This is a genomic window from uncultured Faecalicoccus sp. (genome assembly GCF_944327125.1).
Classification (GTDB): Bacteria; Bacillota_I; Bacilli_A; order Erysipelotrichales; family Erysipelotrichaceae; genus Faecalicoccus.
Genome location: NZ_CALVGO010000015.1, coordinates 1 through 15,745 on the forward strand (window position 1 = coordinate 1; position 15,745 = coordinate 15,745).

General features: G+C 41.4%; 17 protein-coding genes. 12 read left to right on the forward strand and 5 right to left on the reverse strand.

The annotated features are described in order from the left end of the window. The 8 genes from Q0K03_RS03200 to Q0K03_RS03235 form a co-directional block, all read left to right on the forward strand. A partial coding sequence (locus Q0K03_RS03200; protein WP_297237649.1) for a hypothetical protein occupies positions 1–192 on the forward strand: 192 nt, incomplete at its 5' end. Between the two features lie 221 nt (positions 193–413). After that, positions 414–752 (forward strand): hypothetical protein, encoded by a 339-nt coding sequence (locus tag Q0K03_RS03205; RefSeq protein ID WP_297237651.1) that lies wholly within the window; start codon positions 414–416, stop codon positions 750–752. Positions 753–821: 69 nt separating this feature from the next. Next, positions 822–1,304, forward strand: a complete 483-nt coding sequence (locus tag Q0K03_RS03210; RefSeq protein ID WP_297237653.1) for a hypothetical protein — start codon at positions 822–824, stop codon at positions 1,302–1,304. A gap of 98 nt (positions 1,305–1,402) precedes the next feature. Next, positions 1,403–3,172, forward strand: coding sequence for a DUF975 family protein (locus Q0K03_RS03215; protein WP_297237656.1), 1,770 nt, complete (start codon positions 1,403–1,405; stop codon positions 3,170–3,172). A gap of 367 nt (positions 3,173–3,539) precedes the next feature. After that, on the forward strand, positions 3,540–4,178 hold the full coding sequence (ispD, locus tag Q0K03_RS03220; protein ID WP_297237658.1) for a 2-C-methyl-D-erythritol 4-phosphate cytidylyltransferase: 639 nt from the start codon (positions 3,540–3,542) through the stop codon (positions 4,176–4,178). A 16-nt stretch (positions 4,179–4,194) separates the two neighbouring features. Next, positions 4,195–4,662, forward strand: a complete 468-nt coding sequence (locus Q0K03_RS03225) for a hypothetical protein (protein ID WP_297237660.1) — start codon at positions 4,195–4,197, stop codon at positions 4,660–4,662. Positions 4,663–4,706: 44 nt separating this feature from the next. Continuing rightward, the gene (locus Q0K03_RS03230; protein ID WP_297237662.1) at positions 4,707–7,025 is read left to right on the forward strand and encodes an HAD-IC family P-type ATPase; all 2,319 of its coding nucleotides are present in this window, start codon (positions 4,707–4,709) and stop codon (positions 7,023–7,025) included. A gap of 62 nt (positions 7,026–7,087) precedes the next feature. Then, on the forward strand, positions 7,088–7,399 hold the full coding sequence (locus tag Q0K03_RS03235) for a hypothetical protein (protein ID WP_297237664.1): 312 nt from the start codon (positions 7,088–7,090) through the stop codon (positions 7,397–7,399). 32 nt (positions 7,400–7,431) lie between these two features. Here the strand turns inward: Q0K03_RS03235 and Q0K03_RS03240 are convergent, their stop codons facing one another. Genes Q0K03_RS03240 through Q0K03_RS03250 form a run of 3 tightly spaced genes read right to left on the reverse strand, consistent with a single transcriptional unit; the run spans position 7,432 to position 9,317 of the window. Continuing rightward, on the reverse strand, positions 7,432–7,965 hold the full coding sequence (locus Q0K03_RS03240; protein ID WP_297237666.1) for a flavin reductase family protein: 534 nt from the start codon (positions 7,963–7,965) through the stop codon (positions 7,432–7,434). Positions 7,966–7,968: 3 nt separating this feature from the next. Further along, the gene (locus Q0K03_RS03245; protein ID WP_297237669.1) at positions 7,969–8,457 is read right to left on the reverse strand and encodes a peptidylprolyl isomerase; all 489 of its coding nucleotides are present in this window, start codon (positions 8,455–8,457) and stop codon (positions 7,969–7,971) included. Continuing rightward, complete coding sequence (locus Q0K03_RS03250; protein ID WP_297237671.1) at positions 8,454–9,317, reverse strand: DegV family protein; 864 nt, start codon at positions 9,315–9,317, stop codon at positions 8,454–8,456. The genes Q0K03_RS03245 and Q0K03_RS03250 overlap by 4 nt, the downstream gene beginning before the upstream one ends. A 75-nt stretch (positions 9,318–9,392) precedes the next feature. Here Q0K03_RS03250 and Q0K03_RS03255 point away from each other — a divergent pair, with 75 nt between their 5' ends. From Q0K03_RS03255 to Q0K03_RS03270, 4 genes are read left to right on the forward strand one after another with little or no spacing between them, the layout of a single operon-like run. After that, a complete protein-coding gene (locus Q0K03_RS03255; RefSeq protein WP_297237673.1) occupies positions 9,393–10,139 on the forward strand; it encodes an LD-carboxypeptidase in 747 nt (248 codons plus the stop codon). Between the two features lie 16 nt (positions 10,140–10,155). Further along, positions 10,156–10,968 carry a hypothetical protein gene (locus Q0K03_RS03260; RefSeq protein ID WP_297237675.1) on the forward strand — a complete coding sequence of 271 codons (813 nt, stop codon included), beginning with the start codon at positions 10,156–10,158 and terminating at the stop codon, positions 10,966–10,968. After that, the gene (locus Q0K03_RS03265; RefSeq protein WP_297237677.1) at positions 10,928–12,907 is read left to right on the forward strand and encodes an ATP-dependent DNA helicase RecG; all 1,980 of its coding nucleotides are present in this window, start codon (positions 10,928–10,930) and stop codon (positions 12,905–12,907) included. The genes Q0K03_RS03260 and Q0K03_RS03265 overlap by 41 nt, the downstream gene beginning before the upstream one ends. 9 nt (positions 12,908–12,916) lie before the next feature. Further along, a complete protein-coding gene (locus tag Q0K03_RS03270; protein WP_297237679.1) occupies positions 12,917–13,729 on the forward strand; it encodes a hypothetical protein in 813 nt (270 codons plus the stop codon). Between the two features lie 7 nt (positions 13,730–13,736). Here Q0K03_RS03270 and Q0K03_RS03275 read toward each other — a convergent pair whose 3' ends face one another. Both Q0K03_RS03275 and coaBC read right to left on the reverse strand, forming a co-directional pair. Beyond that, complete coding sequence (locus Q0K03_RS03275) at positions 13,737–14,510, reverse strand: type III pantothenate kinase (RefSeq protein WP_297237681.1); 774 nt, start codon at positions 14,508–14,510, stop codon at positions 13,737–13,739. Then, a complete protein-coding gene (coaBC, locus tag Q0K03_RS03280) occupies positions 14,504–15,706 on the reverse strand; it encodes a bifunctional phosphopantothenoylcysteine decarboxylase/phosphopantothenate--cysteine ligase CoaBC (protein ID WP_297237682.1) in 1,203 nt (400 codons plus the stop codon). Before coaBC ends, Q0K03_RS03275 begins: the two co-directional genes overlap by 7 nt. Between the last annotated feature and the right edge of the window lie 39 nt (positions 15,707–15,745).

Below are 15,745 nucleotides of genomic sequence, written 5' to 3' on the forward strand. Positions count from 1 at the left end.
AACCGCATGACTGAAAAATTCATGCTTCGATCGGGACTTCGCTGGCTGATGATCATGGCGATTGGCGGTGCCGTTATTTTGGCAACAGCCTTTATCCCGATGCATTTTGCCAACCAGGCAAGCGAACAAAGCATCGAAGATCTAAAAGAACAACGGTATGAAACGTTTAAAGAACAATATGGAATTGAGTGAAAACAAGCTTTAATCCTATAACTCTTTTAGGATTGAAAAAAGGTCGGGTACCTTGTATATGGCCTTCCTTTTTAGAGATTTGTCGGATGTATGCGCTTTACAAAGAAAAAACATTAAGAAATCTTAAAATATTAAAGAAATGCACTTGTTGTTATTATTATTATTATGTATAATTCACATGCACGTTTGTGCAGGGAGGATATATGAAATCAAATTCTACTATGAAAGTATCAGGAATCTTGATGATTCTGTTTGGTATTGTTTATGCTATCTTAGCGATTATGGCATATACAGGAAGCGTACAGGGACTGTTACCAGGACATGAAAGTCAGGAAGTGATGGTTGCGGTTTTATCGGCAGCGGTAGCTCTTTTGGCATTGATTGGTGGTATCTGTGCCGTTATGGGAAATAAACCGGTCGCAAAAGTGATTGGATTTGTTTTTGCTGCTGTTGGTTTAGTTTCTTTGATCTACCTTCAGTTCACTCAGGATACTTTTAATATTGCGGACTGCATCGCCATGGTATTAGGAGTAATGCTGTTTACTTCTGCAAAAGAATAATTTTATGATCAGATCATGTTTGTGATCTGATTTTTATTGTAAAGAAAAAGAGGAAAGGAAACCTATTCTATGAAATTTAGTACAGTTAAAGAATTTCCATTTTCAATGGAAACGGCATGGAAAGCCTTGCAGGATCCGGCCAAATTAGATGTTGAACCAGGTACAGAAGTACGAGTCATTTCTCCGACAAAATGGGAAGCAATCAACGACGATGTGGGTTCTGTATCAACATATTGGGCTATATTTGATGAAGAGAAAAAAATCGTAAAGATCGAAAGCACCAGCAACAAAAAACACGATCATGATTTTATCTATTTTAAGCTTAAAGAATTGTCAGACAATGAAGTGAGTTTGGAAATGGATGTTGAAATCAACACCGGTGTTCATTTGATTGCCAAAGCTCTTTCAAAACTGATTGAAAAACCAACAAAGAATATTATGTCAAAACATGTTTATCATAATTTTGAAGCGTTGTGTCTGGGAAAAGAAACCAAAAAGATGACGCAGGAAGAGCTCAAAGCCGCTGCCCAGAAAGAATACGAAAAGAAATAAGAAAAATATTCTCAACTTGGTATTTTAAGCTTTCAGAATCTGAAAGCTTAATTTTTTTATGATATGATTAAAGGCGAAAATTATAGGTGGTGCAAAAGATGATCAATCGAAAAGAACTTAAGAAAAAAGCCAAAAAAGTCTTAAAGATCCATTACGGCTTTCTCATCATAGCTTGTATGATCTCCGGAATGCTGGCGGATGAATTTTCCGATACTTTTACTTTATTAAGCGTAGAAAATGAAACCGGGATCCAGGAACAATCCAATTCCAATGCGGTGCTTCCTTCTCAGCTGACGGCCAGCCAGGTATTCAAGGATATTGTCGAAGATAATATTGCAGAAGGCGCTAAAACGGCGGAAACTATTGAAAAAGAAGAGATCAGTGAAAACCATAATCCCATCTTGGGGCGAACAAGAGGCGTGCTGGCATCCGTAATCAATTCGGTGACTTCAGGATCTATTTTTGTATCGATTGCCGCGGCTATCAATTCCATGGTGGGTTCTGAAAGCATTGCGATCTTGATCATGATCGTTGGGGGATTGTTCTTGCTTTTCTTTGTCTGGTTCTATATCCAGAATGTATTCTGCGTTATTTTGCGAAGACTCTTTTTAGAGGCGCGAATCTATGAGAAAGTTCCTTTTGAACGATATATGTTCCTAAGCCATGTCAAAAAGTGGACCAAGGCAAGCTTCACCATGTTTGTGACGGCCATGTATGAGACGTTATGGATGTTTACGATCGTCGGTCTAGTCATCAAACACTATTCTTATTTGATGGTTCCTTATATCGTAGCGGAAAATCCGGATATCGGAGCCAATCAGGCTATTACGCTTTCCCGAAAAATGATGTATGGTCACAAATGGGAATGCTTCAAGATCAGTCTGACTTTCTTGGGATGGACCGTTCTTGCGTCCATGACCTTTGGTTTGTCGGCCATCTTTTTCAGCAATCCGTACAAGATGTGTACGTATGCGGAATTGTATGCGGTATTAAGAGAAGAGGCCAAGGCAAAAAACATCAAAGATGCCGACAAGATGAACGATGTGTATTTGTTTGAACTTCCTAGTAAGGAAGAACTGGAAAAAACATATCCGGAATACAAAGATCGTCATGTACAGAAACCAGAGCTTCACGGATTCGAAGGTTTCTTTGCGAATTGGTTCGGGATCCTTTTTAAAGAAGGGAAAAAGGAAAAAGAATACCAGGAGAATATGCGCATCTATCAGCGTTACCAGGCAGTATCGAATGTGTTGGATGCCAAACAGTATCCACGGCGCCTGTTTCCGATTGCCGAAGAACAGAAGCGAACGCTGGTTACCGGCTTGGATCCGCTTCGCAATTACACGATCTGGTCTTTGATCTTGATGTTCTTTATCTTTTCGGGAATTGGATGGCTTTGGGAAGTCAGTCTGCATTTGATCACGGATGGGGTCTTCGTTAATCGAGGGGCCATGCATGGGCCTTGGCTTCCAATCTATGGATCGGGTGGTCTTTTGATCTTGATCCTTTTGAAACAATTCCGATCCAAGCCGTTGTTGAATTTTATATGTATCCTTGTTGTGTGCGGTATCTTAGAATATTCCACTTCCTATATCATGGAAATGAATACTGGATTAAAATGGTGGGATTACAGCGGTTACTTCCTGAACCTGAATGGAAGGATCTGTGCCGAAGGGCTAATGGTCTTTGGAATCGGAGGCATGGGATTTATCTATATTCTGGCGCCTGTCTTCGACAATCTGATTCGCAAGATCAAGCCGGTGATCACCAAAGTAGTTTGTATATTCTTATTGATCGTTTTCTCGATGGATGTGGTTTATTCTCATTTCTACCCGAATACCGGAGAAGGAATCACGGATTACGAGTAATTCAAATATTGATAGATAATTAAAAAAGAGTTGTAATTTGCTTAGGATAGTCAAAACGAAGCATTTGTTACAGCTCTTTTTTTAAAGATTAAAAAATTGAAAAGTTAAAAAATAGAACATAATGAAAAAAATCGTATAGATTTATGTATATAAAACTGTTATTCTAAATAGGCAATGGCCAAAAGTAGAAATTGGATATATCGCGGCCATTTTGTCATGGCATGAGGACTTGTCCAAAATGATTCTTGTCTAAAAAGAAAAGTCTTTTCCTTAGTTTGTCATGACAAGTTTTCTGCTCCAATTGACTTTTCTTTGACTCAATAACAGATCTTCTAACTCTTTACGCAGTTTCTGATATAATAAAACCATGAAATACAGTGTATGCATCTTAGCGGCAGGAAAAGGAAGCCGTACCCATCTTTCATACAATAAAGTTTTTTATAAAATTGATGGGAAAACCATTTTAGAACATAGTTTGGAACTCTTTTTAAAAGATAACGAATGTGCGCAAATCATTGTGACATGTTCGCAAGAAGAAAAAGAAATCATGGAACAATACATCGAGGATCCAAGGATCCAGGTGATCATTGGCGGTGCGACGCGCCAGGATAGTGTTTACGAAGCTTTACAAGCCGTTCAAAATCCTTATGTTTTTATTCATGATGGGGCTCGACCATTTTTAAAAACAGAACAGATCGAACAGTTAAAGGAGACGTTAAAGACAGAACAAGCCTGTTTGTTGATGATTCCTTGTACGGATACGGTAAAGATCGTTGAAAACGGTTATGTGGTATCAACTTTGGATCGCAATGTTCTTTATAATGCGCAGACGCCGCAATGTTTTCTTACGTCGTTGATCAAATCTTGCCATGATCAGGCAAAAAAAGAAAAAAAGCTTGCGACCGATGATGCGCAGCTTGTAGAATGGTATTCAAACATCCCTGTTAAAGTTGTTATCGGAGATGGCTCTAATAAGAAGATAACAGTTCCCAGTGATTTAGAGTAAAGAAAGAGGGGCGCTTATGGAATATTCGGCTTTGATTTTTGATGACTGTATGGATGAAACGGATTCTTATGAGAATCTGGAAAACGCAACCCGGATCTTTCAAAAAGAAGAAGACTGCAAACAGATCGTAGTCAGCTGTACGACAGAATGGCTTTTGGAGCTTTCTAAACATCCCTTGGCAAAGATGCTGCTGGTGCAGATGTCGTCCACTCCTTATGTTGCGCTTTTAAATGGCTTAAAGGCAATCACCCAGGAAAATGTCGTTGTCGTAGGCTTGAGCCGATGTCTAAAAAAAGAAGATGTGACTTCCATTTTGAAGGAATTGGAAAGTTACCCGGCTGTTTTTATAGATAAAGATCTTCAGGCGTTTGACACAAGACTTTTGATGTTTTCTTTACAGCTGGCCATTGAGACCAATGTGCAAATCGACTCTTATGCCATGGCCATTGAAAAATTATCCAATACCCCATTGTTGAAAATATGATGCAGAATAAGAAACTGCATCTTTTTTTTGTTATACTTAGAATGATGAAACCAATAAAGCATACAGATCCTCGATATGGATTGAGTTTAGAAGAAGTAAAAAATTCAACACCGAACCATGTCGAAGAAACGTACAGTAAATCGTATAAAAAGATTGTGCAAACCAATATCTTTACCATGTTCAATGCCATTAATCTCTTTCTGGCGTTTTTGGTATTTATGACGGGATCGTATCGAAATATGCTCTTTATGGGCGTGGTGATCTCCAATGCGTTGATTGGCATTGTTCAGGAGATCCGGTCAAAGAAAAAACTGGATGCTTTGGCTTTGCTCAATCAGCCGAAAGCGAAAGTTTTAAGGGAAGGCAATATCTGGCAAATCATGACGGAAGAAATCGTCGTCAATGACATCGTGATTCTGGAATCCGGCGATCAGATCTGCGTGGATGGGAAGATCGTTGAAGGCATGGCCGAAGTCAATGAATCCTTGCTTACGGGGGAAAGCGACGCCATTTCAAAACAAGTGGAAGATATGGTTTTTTCAGGAAGTTACGTAGAAGCCGGCCACGCGAAGATGCAGGCCATAAAGGTGGGAGAAGATACTTATGCCCATTCCATTTTGAAACATGCCAAAAGAGAGAAAAAATATCCTTCTCAGCTTCGGGATTCTATTAATGCGATCATTAAATTCAGTACGGTGATCCTGATTCCGGCGGGGCTTCTTTTGTTTGGGAAAGCTTATTTTATTTCGAGAACCTCTTTAGACGCTTCCATATTGAGCATGGTTGCAGCTGTAGTGGGGATGATTCCGGAAGGCCTGGTGATTTTGACCAGCGTAGCGCTGGCTATCGGAGCCTTTCGTCTGGCTTCGCAGAAGGTATTGGTTCAGGAGCTGTATTGCATTGAGACTCTTGCCCGTGTGGATACTCTTTGTCTGGATAAGACAGGAACGATCACCCAGGGAAAAATGAAAGTAACAGGCATAGAATCTTTGTCTTCGTATACAACACAGGAAATACAGAAGATCTTATCTTCCATGTTTGGCACTTTGCAGGATGAAAATGCGACCGCGATGGCGATTCGTGAATACTGTGATGTTGAAGTCGTTCCGGTAAAACAGATCATCCCTTTTTCCAGTGCCCGCAAGGCCAGTGCTGTCATATTTGAAGAAGAGGGATTTATTATCGGAGCGTATCCTTTTATCGTGAAAGAACAAGATCCTGTTATCATGAAGAAGATCGAACAATATTCTTTACAGGGAATTCGTGTGTTGACGTTGTGCAAAGCGATTGGATCCATCGAAAATGAACTGCAGGGAAATCATGAGCCTTTGGCATTGATCTTGATCCAGGATGTCTTGCGCGAGCATATCCATCAGATTTTGTCTTATTTTTATAAACAGGATGTGGATATCAAGATCATTTCCGGAGACGATGCTCATACGGTACAAGCCATAGCCAAACAGGCGGGCGTAAAAGGAAAGGCACTGGATATGAGTGCTTCCGTAAATTTGGAGAAAAACATTGAAGAGTACTCGATTTTTGGAAGAGTGACGCCAGAACAAAAAAGAGATATGATTCGTACGCTCAAACAAAAAGGACACACGGTTGCCATGACAGGGGACGGAGTCAATGATGTAATGGCCCTCAAAGAAGCCGACTGTTCCATTGCCATGGGTTCTGGGAGCGACGCGACAAAAAACATCGCCTCCATAGTATTGTTGGAGAATCAGTTTGCCAGTCTTCCATCGATATTGAATCAGGGACGTTGTGTTATCAATAATATTCAGCGTACGGCTTCCTTGTTTCTGGTCAAGACGTTGTTGTCTTTTGGCTGTTCCATATTGACTTTATTTTTATTGCGAAGCTATCCGTTTTTACCGATTCAGCTGACTTTGATCTCGGCACTTGCGACAGGGCTTCCCAGCTTTGTTCTGACCTTGGAGCCAAATCACGAACGGGTAAAAGGAAACTTTCTTCAAACGGTATTTTTAAGAGCCATTCCGGGAGCAGGCTGTCTTTTACTGGCGGTTCTGGGAGTTTATCTTTTTGGTGTTCTTTTTCACCTGAACCTTGATCAGGATCAGTTTTCTACGATGTGCACAATATTGGCTGGGTGCAATGCCTTGTGTGTATTGATCTCTGTATGTAAACCCATGACGCGCTTACGTTTTGTTCTGGTTTCATTTATGATTCTTTGTTTTGTTGTTTCTTGTACTATACCGTTTTTACAGGAATGGTTCTGTATTTACATCGAACAGCTTGAATGGATCCATTTGATCTATGTGCTGGTAAACATTCCGGTTATCTTTATCTTTGTCTATAAGATGACGCAATGGATCGATAAGAAAAAAGAAAAAATTTAGTTTGGTGTCACGGTTTTGATTATTTTTACCGTATTTATAATATCGAAGAAAGGATAATCAAAATGCATTATGAGACAGATTTAGAAAAGATGATGGACCGAGTCAAGGAAATCGCTCAACATTTGAACGTGAAAGAAGAAATGATCTTTACCTTGTTTCGCTTAGGCGATTCTAAACGGCTTCCGATTTTAAGAAACGATGTAACGGAAGAAGATCTTCTGGCTATTTTGCTGACAGTGATCCTTCAGGAGCAGGAAGAAAAGCGAACGCCTTTAGATTGGAAAGAGATCATCGTACAAATGATTCAGCACATGGACGATCGACAAAAGGAATGCTTTGTGGAAGAGTTTAAACAGGCTTCTTGGATGAATTAAAAGGAGAATCGGATAAAACCGGATTCTCCTTTTTAAATAATGATATAGGCTTTTTGAATTTTTGCGATATACATCGTATGAACATCCTGACTTGTTTTGTCCTGTTCAGGATCGACATGAGGATAAATGCTTTTCTGAACGGATCCCGGCATCAAATCATAATCTTGTGCCTGACTGTATAGAATCTTGCATTCCAGTGTCAAAGGAAGTTCTTTGATTCCCGGAGTTTGAATGGTATCCGATTCTACCAGTGTTAGTTGAAGGTCCTGGATCTTGTTGGTATCTCTTCCTGAACGTGTGCCGCAATAGGCAAGAATGCTCTGGTCAGTCTGTTCATTAGGAACGTTGATCGTAAATTCGCCAGCTTCATCCAGCATTTCTTTGGTGTGACGGCTTAAACGGACAAAAGCGATAAAAACAGGCTCTCTCCACTCGATACCGATCGTTCCCCAGCCGATAGTCATGGTATTGATCTGATTCCTTACTTTTGTCGTGAGCAGGATACCTTGCGAAAGTTTAGATAAAACAAGGTGGGAATTCTCCAAAATATTGATTTCTTTTTTCACACTTTATTCCTCAACGATTCGAATGGAGCGCATTCTTTGTTCGTTTAAAGGACGATCCTGAAAGTTGGTCGGAGTATTGGCGATATCATCGACAACTTCCATGCCTTCGATAACTTTCCCAAAGGCTGCGTATTCGCCATCAAGGTGTGGTGCGTTTTGATGCATGATAAAGAACTGTGAACTGGCAGAATTAGGATTCATGGCTCTTGCCATGGAAAGAACGCCGCGTTCATGTTTTAGGTTGTTGATGAATCCATTGGATTTGAATTCGCCATATATGTTGTTCTTGCTTCCACCCATTCCGGTTCCCAACGGGTCACCGCCCTGGATCATAAAGCCCGGGATCACACGATGGAAGATCAACCCATCGTAGAATTCCTCTTTTATTAATGAGACAAAATTTTCGACTGTTATCGGTGCAATTTCCGGATACAGCTGTGCAATGATTTCCTTTCCGTTTTCCATTGTAATGCAGATCTTGATGGTTTTCATTCGTTTTCCTCCTCTATAAATTGAATGCAGGTACAGCCCATGCCGGTATGAACCGCAATGACGCTGCTTATCACTTCATAAGTGATGTTTTCCTTTGGAACCCCTGCCTGAAGCAGAGATTCAGTCATTAAATCGATGCCTTTCTGGTATTCAGTATGAATCAAAAAAACTTTTGTCTTTTTGACATCTTTCATTTGCAGGATTGCTTGCTCCATCGCAAAGGAATACGCTTTCGATTCGGTTCTTACTTTTGAGAAAATATCGATTTTTCCCTGTGTGTTTTGGTTGATTTGAAGGATTGGGAAAATTTTCAATAAAGAAGCGACCTTGGCTGCCATAGGGGTCAGGCGGCCTCCGCGCTTCAGATGATCCAGGTCTTTGACAAGAATGATCGAGTTGGCGTTTTGAATCCTTGGTTTCAATGTCTGAAGAATCTCTGTTGAAGAAAACCCCTGTTCGGCCATTGTTTTGGCTTGGATTGCAATATATTTTTGAATCTGACAGGTGCTGAAACAATCCAAAAGCACAAAATGGATCTTCAGATCCCTGGCGATGCTTTCCATGGTCTGTGCCGTTGTGGAAAGGCCGGATGTCAAAGGGACACCCAGGATCGTGTCATATCCTTCTTCTTTTAATTTTTTGAATAGATCTTCTATACGGGCATAACTGGGCATGCTCGTTTTTGGCATTTCCAAATTTTTTAAGTGCTGATAGATCTCTTCGGTCGTGATTTCTTCTTTGTCCTGATAACTGTCTTGCCCGAATGTGATCTGTAAAGGCAACACATGAATGCCGAATGTTTTGGCTTCTTCAAATGACATATTGGAACCTGTATCGGTAACGACTGCGATTTTTTCCATTTTCTTATGCTCCCTTAACCTTTAAGATGGTATTATTATACCATCTTCATTCATTGTGTAAAGGAGGGAACCATATTGAAAAAAATTGGTTTATGCCGTCTCTCAGATCCGGTTTCTGTAACCGAAATACAAGCATTGGTCTCTTTATTGGAACGGCATCATCGGGTGTTGGTCAGTCCCTATCTTTTTGAGGATGTGGATGGTTTCACGAGGGCTAAGCATCTGAATCGATGGTTTCAAGAAGATTTTGATGTGATCTTCGATGTCAGCGGCGGGAATCTGTCTCTTGAAGCATTACCCTATTTAGATCGAACGGCTTATGAAAAAAGCCCGGCGTGGTTTGCCGGCTACAGCGATTTAACGCCGGTCCTCAATGTGCTATCTTTCCATAAACCTACCGTTCTTCTACAGATCAAAGGCCATGAGAAAATGGAAGAAATTCTTTCCTGGATCGAAAAAGAAGATTCCGAGATCTTTTATTCGAAACGGCATTATATTGGCGGAAACATTCGCTGTTTTCTAAAATTGGCCGGCACTTCCTATTTTCCTGAATGGAAAGGAAAAGATTTATTTCTGGAAAGCCGCAGCGGAAATTTATTTTTGATTCGCTCCTATTTGAAACAACTGGAGCTGATGCACGTCTTTGAAGAGATTCGTTCTTTGAGTCTGGGGCAGTTTTCGCAACTGGATTCAGAAGGCAATCGAAACTGGCTTGTCCAGTGGTCCCAAAACATGAAGATTCCTGTGGAACATACCATGGAAGTAGGCCATTCAAAAGACTCAAAGGCTTTGTGGATTTGTCAGGATTCTGATAAACTGTAGGCACGGAGGAAATGAAATGAAACGAAAGAAGCACGATATTCAAATCAAACGCTTGTTCAAACCGATGGGATGGATCTTTTTTTTAAGCGTTCTCTATAATATTTTTTATATTTACGGCAGTGTATTTCTGGGCGGCTGGGCCGTACTTGGCTATGCCTTTTTGATTTTGTTGGGGATGGCTTCCAGCGTGGGGTTTTACTGGATCTGTACCAGGATCTGGCAAAAACCATTTTCTTTTGAAATTCCCACTATACTTCCTATTCTGATCATCGAGGGAGTGGTGCTGGTTTTCACTTTTGGCCTTCTTTTGCCTTTGCATGAGATCGTATATGAAAACGACATCTGGTATCTCTCTTTGATCTATCAGATCGTTTGTGCTCTTTTGGTTGTATTGGTGCAGCCGCTGCAGTTGTGTATGTTTACGGGTCTTGCCCAGAATATGACCAAGCCCAAGGAACTCTTATCCTATGTCAAGAATCGTTTTCTTCATTCATTTAAGGATGTATGGAATCGATATTGTCTGATTCTATTGATGATTATTTTCTTGGACAGCCTTATCGGTGCACCATTCTCCATGGCTTCAGGATTTGACGGGTATTCGATCTTGACCAACATCCTGGTCTTTGGAAATCCGATGCTTTCCTGGATGCTGGCATTTTTCATGGCTGCCGGAGTGGGTCTGAACTCTTCGGCGATCGTATATATCTTTATTCTATTTTTAACGGGTATTTTGTACATGATCGTCGAATGTAATTTTCTTGTCAAAGTAGGAACAACATGGATCGATTATGGAACTGAAAAATCTAAAACTCACAAAAAGAAGAAGTGATCTTTTAAAGCGACAAAATATCCACACGATCGAAGATCTGCTAAGGTGTTATCCTTTCCGTTACGAAATGATCCAAGCCCTTCCGTTTTCTGATTGGAAAGAAAAAGAGAAGGTTAGTTTTGAAGGATTGATTTGTTCCCATGTCAGTGTGGTGCGTTTTGGGAAAAACCGATCGATGACCCGGTTCAAAGTGATTACGTGGAACGAAGAAATCGAAGTTACTTTGTTCAATCGCCCATGGGCCAAACAATTTCCTTATGGGAAAAAGATCACTTGTTTTGGGATCTACCAGGGAAATTATAAAGTTACGGTCAGTCAGTACAACTTTAAACCGCTTCAAGAACAAATCGGGATCCGTCCTGTCTATTCGCTAAGTGAAGGAATGAAAGCTTCAGATATGGAAAGCATCATGAAACAGGCTTTAACTTTTGCCGGCGATATTCCTACGGTCATACCCAAACGTTATGTCGATAAATATCGTTTGATGGATCATGCCAGAGTTTTACATGGCATTCATTTTCCCCGCTCGGAAAAAGAGCTTAAGCAGGCGGTTCGCACATTGAAATATGAAGAGTTCCTCTGTTTTCAATGTGTGATGCAGGCAATGCGTCAAAAAGAAGGAATCGCGCTTAAGTCCTCAAAGAGTTTTGATCAGGAAAAGATCGAAGCATTTATTCAAAGTTTTCCTTATGTATGCACTGCAGATCAGCGAAAAGCGATCGACGATGTGCTTCGCGATTTAAAAAGTAATAAGATCATGTTCCGTATGGTTCAGGGGGATGTTGGTTGCGGCAAGACCATGGTAGCCGCTGTGGGTTTGCTTGCGAATGCTCTTTCTAAGAGCCAGGCATGTTTTTTGGCACCGACCGAGATCCTGGCTCGCCAGCATTTTCAAACGTTAAAAAAACTAGGCCTTCCGGTCTCTTTGTATGTAGCCAGTTTAAGTCTTAAAGAAAAAAGAGAGATCCTGGAAGGATTAAATTCAGGGGATATACTGATCGTAGTGGGGACTCATGCCTTGTTTCAGGAAACTGTGCATTTCAAGGATTTGTCTTTTGTCATCGTGGATGAGCAACAACGCTTTGGGGTTCGGCAGCGGCGTTCTTTACTGGAAAAAGGCAAAGCGGTGGATCTTTTGATGATGTCGGCCACGCCGATCCCGCGAACCGCAGCGCATTTCTTGTTTGGAGATTTGAGCGTTTCCAATATCAAAACGATGCCGCCGGGAAGAAAAACGGTGCTCACACGTTTTATCCCAGCCGATACGATGGCGCCAATTTTAAATGAGGTGTTGGGATATCTTCAGGAAGGAAGACAAGGCTATGTGATCTGTCCTTCCATACAAGATAACGAAGAGACCCATTATCGAAGTGTCGTTTCGATTTATGAAGGGATGAAAAAGACATTAAAAAATCATTCGATTTCTTTATTGCACGGTCAGATGTCCAGTGAGGAAAAAGAAAAGACAATGAATGATTTTGCGATGCATAAAATCGATATCCTGGTGACCACAACCGTGATCGAGGTCGGAGTGGATGTGCCCAATGCGACCTGGATGGTTATTTATGATGCACACCGGTTTGGGTTGAGTACACTTCATCAGTTAAGAGGAAGAGTAGGCCGCAGTCCGTATCAGGGCCATTGTTTTCTGTTAAGCTCTACCCAGGATAAGGCGGCTGTGGATCGTCTTCGAATGTTGGAACAATGCACAGATGGTTTCTCAATCACAGAATACGATTTGAAGACAAGAGGTCCGGGCGATGTTTTGGGCTTTCGCCAAAGTGGAATGCCGGGATTTCTGTTTGCGGATCTGGCAAAGGATACGGCCATGATGGAGTGCTGTATACAGGATGCCGCAGAAATTCTGGAGAAACAAAGCGATACGGCCATGATGGAATATATTCATCAAGCACTGGAAAACGCTTCTTATTTCGATTAGAATAGGCTTATGGAAGCCAAAATCAAAGACAAAGTGATTTATTTTGTATCGATCTCTTTGATGTGTGTCCTTTTGATTTCCATGGCCTATTTTTTCTTTTTAAGAACGATTGAAGTGGATGTGACTTCGGATCTTGATGTTGAATATACCGGAGAAAATAGGAATGCATCGGTAGAAGTGCAGATCAATGGAGAGGATCTGAATCAAAGAATCCAGGAATTTTTAGATACGGTTACCTTTGAGGTTACTCCCAATACCGGTTTATCGAATGGAGATATCATAACCGTCAGTGCAAGCTATGATGAAGAACTGGCCAATCGGTATCATTTTGAAGTGGTTCATCCAACCCGGGAAATCAAAGTGGAGGGACTGAACGACCGTTATGATTCTTTGGAACAGATCGATACGGACTATCTTCAAAGAATCATGGATGCAGGCAATGCGTATATTCAAGATCGAAAAGAAGATATCTTCATGGATAATCTTGTCAGCGATGAAGCGCAGGAAGCTAGTTTAAGGAACAGTACGGTTGAATATGCAGCGTTTTTAAAGTCAAAAGATGCCGGTTCTACCGATCGGGTGATTCAGATCTATAAGCTGGATTACCAGCAGGATGATCAGCTTATTACCTTGTACTATCTTGTCTGCGTTCCTGAGATCAATGATGGCATGGAAGTTCAGACAAAGGATATCTTTGGCGAAAGAGTATATCTGAACGATCAGGAGATCAAAGATCAGGATTACGAAGGGTATGTCAAACGAGTGTTTCAATCCCAGTATTCAATTGAAACGATATTTTTGACCGATGAAAAAATAAATTAAGGAGGCCCTATTCAGCCTCCTTGTTTTTATTGTAGATGATCTTCAAACCTTTAAAGATCAAATTAGGATCATAAACATCGATTTGGGGAATGTGAGAATGCACCACCCGGCCAAGACCGCCGGTAGCTACGACCTTGAAATCTTTTCCGATTTCTTTGCGGTATTGACGGATCGTATACTCTACACCGCCAAGGTATTGATAGAAGATTCCGCCCTGCATTTCGGTCTTGGTGTTTTTTGCCAGAATCGTTGAAGGACGTTTGATTTCAATTTCAGGCAGCTGAGCCGTCTGGGTCCACAGGGCATTGGCCCCGGTTTCGATTCCGACACTGATGGAACCTGCTTTGAAGGCACCGTTTTCATCGACATAATCGTAGGTGGTCGCCGTCCCAAAATCAATGACCAGAACGGGCCCGCCATATTCGAAATAGGCACCGGCGCAATCGGCAATTCGATCGGAACCCACGCTTTTTGGGTTTTCCAGCTGCACGCTGATGCCGCTCTTGATACCGGGAGCCACGATCATTGGTTCGATCCCTAAAAACTTAACGATCCCATTTTGAAAGGAATGCATGACTTTTGGTACAACGCTGGATACGATCACATCGTCGATATCTTCTTTATAGACTTTGGAATTGTCCAAGAAGGTCTTCAACATAAATCCGTATTCATCGCTTGTCCGTCGTACTTTGGTGGTTAAGCGGTAATTGCCGATCAGGTCATCTCCGTTAAAGATACCAATCGTGATATTCGTGTTTCCTATATCGATCGCAACTAACATTTCTTCTTTTCCTCTTCTATTTCTTTCATCGTTTCCAGAATTCGAATTCCTAATTCCTCTTTTGTACATTTAGGAAGATGTTCAATGGAATCTTTCTTCAATAAAGAGACGATGTTGGTGTCGGTTTTAAAACCGGCTCCTTCCACGGTCAAATTGTTTCCAATCAAAAGATCGCAGTTTTTCTTTTCCAGTTTTTCTTTTGCGTGTTTATCTAAATCGCTGGTTTCCATCGCAAATCCGCATACGACCTGATTTTCTTTTTTATGTTGTCCTATCCAGGCAAGAATGTCTGGATTGGGGATCATCTGCAGGGTCTTGTCAGCGGCGGACTTTTTGATTTTCTCAGCAGCTTTCTGGCTGGGACGATAATCCGCTACGGCGGCCGCCATAATGATGTAGTCGGCTTTAAGGCTTTGTTCTTTCATCGCTTCAAACATTTCTTCAGCGCTTTGGACAAAGATCATGGCAGCCCCTTTAGGCGCAGGAATGTTGACAGGTCCGCTGACCAGAGTGACTTTGGCTCCCATGTTCAGGGCTGCTCTGGCGATGGCATAACCTTGTTTGCCGCTGGAATGGTTGGAGATAAAGCGAACAGGGTCCAGAGCTTCCTGGGTTGGGCCGGCGCTGATCAAAACATGTTTATGATTTAACTGATCGTTATGACAAAGTGAATGTAGAATGGCTTCTTCGATATCCTTTACATTGGCCAGCTTTCCTTTTCCTGTGTCATTGCATGCCAGGTGTCCGACTTCCGGTTCAATGATCTGATAAGAAAGATCTTTTGCCAAAGCCAGATTTCTCTGGGTCACCGGATTCTCGTACATATGAACATTCATGGCCGGGGCAATCATTTTTGGACAATGGCAGGCCAAAAATGTCGTCGAGACAAGATCGTCGCAGATGCCATGGACAACTTTGGCCAATACGTTGGCTGTGCAGGGCACCAGAACGACCAGATCGGCCCATTTTGCCAAAGAAATATGCGAAATAGGGTCTTCATTGGTTTTATCAAAAAGATCAACTTCACAGGGATGGCCGGAGAGTGTACGAAAGCTTAAAGGGCTGACAAATTCACAGGCATTTTTGGTCATCATGACTTTGATCTGGAGATCTTTCTTTTTTAAGGAACTGACAAGATCTAAAGCTTTATACGCAGCGATCCCGCCGGTTACACCGATCAATACATTTTTTTTCATATTTTTGATCCTTTCAAAGGGAATATAAACATTCTGATT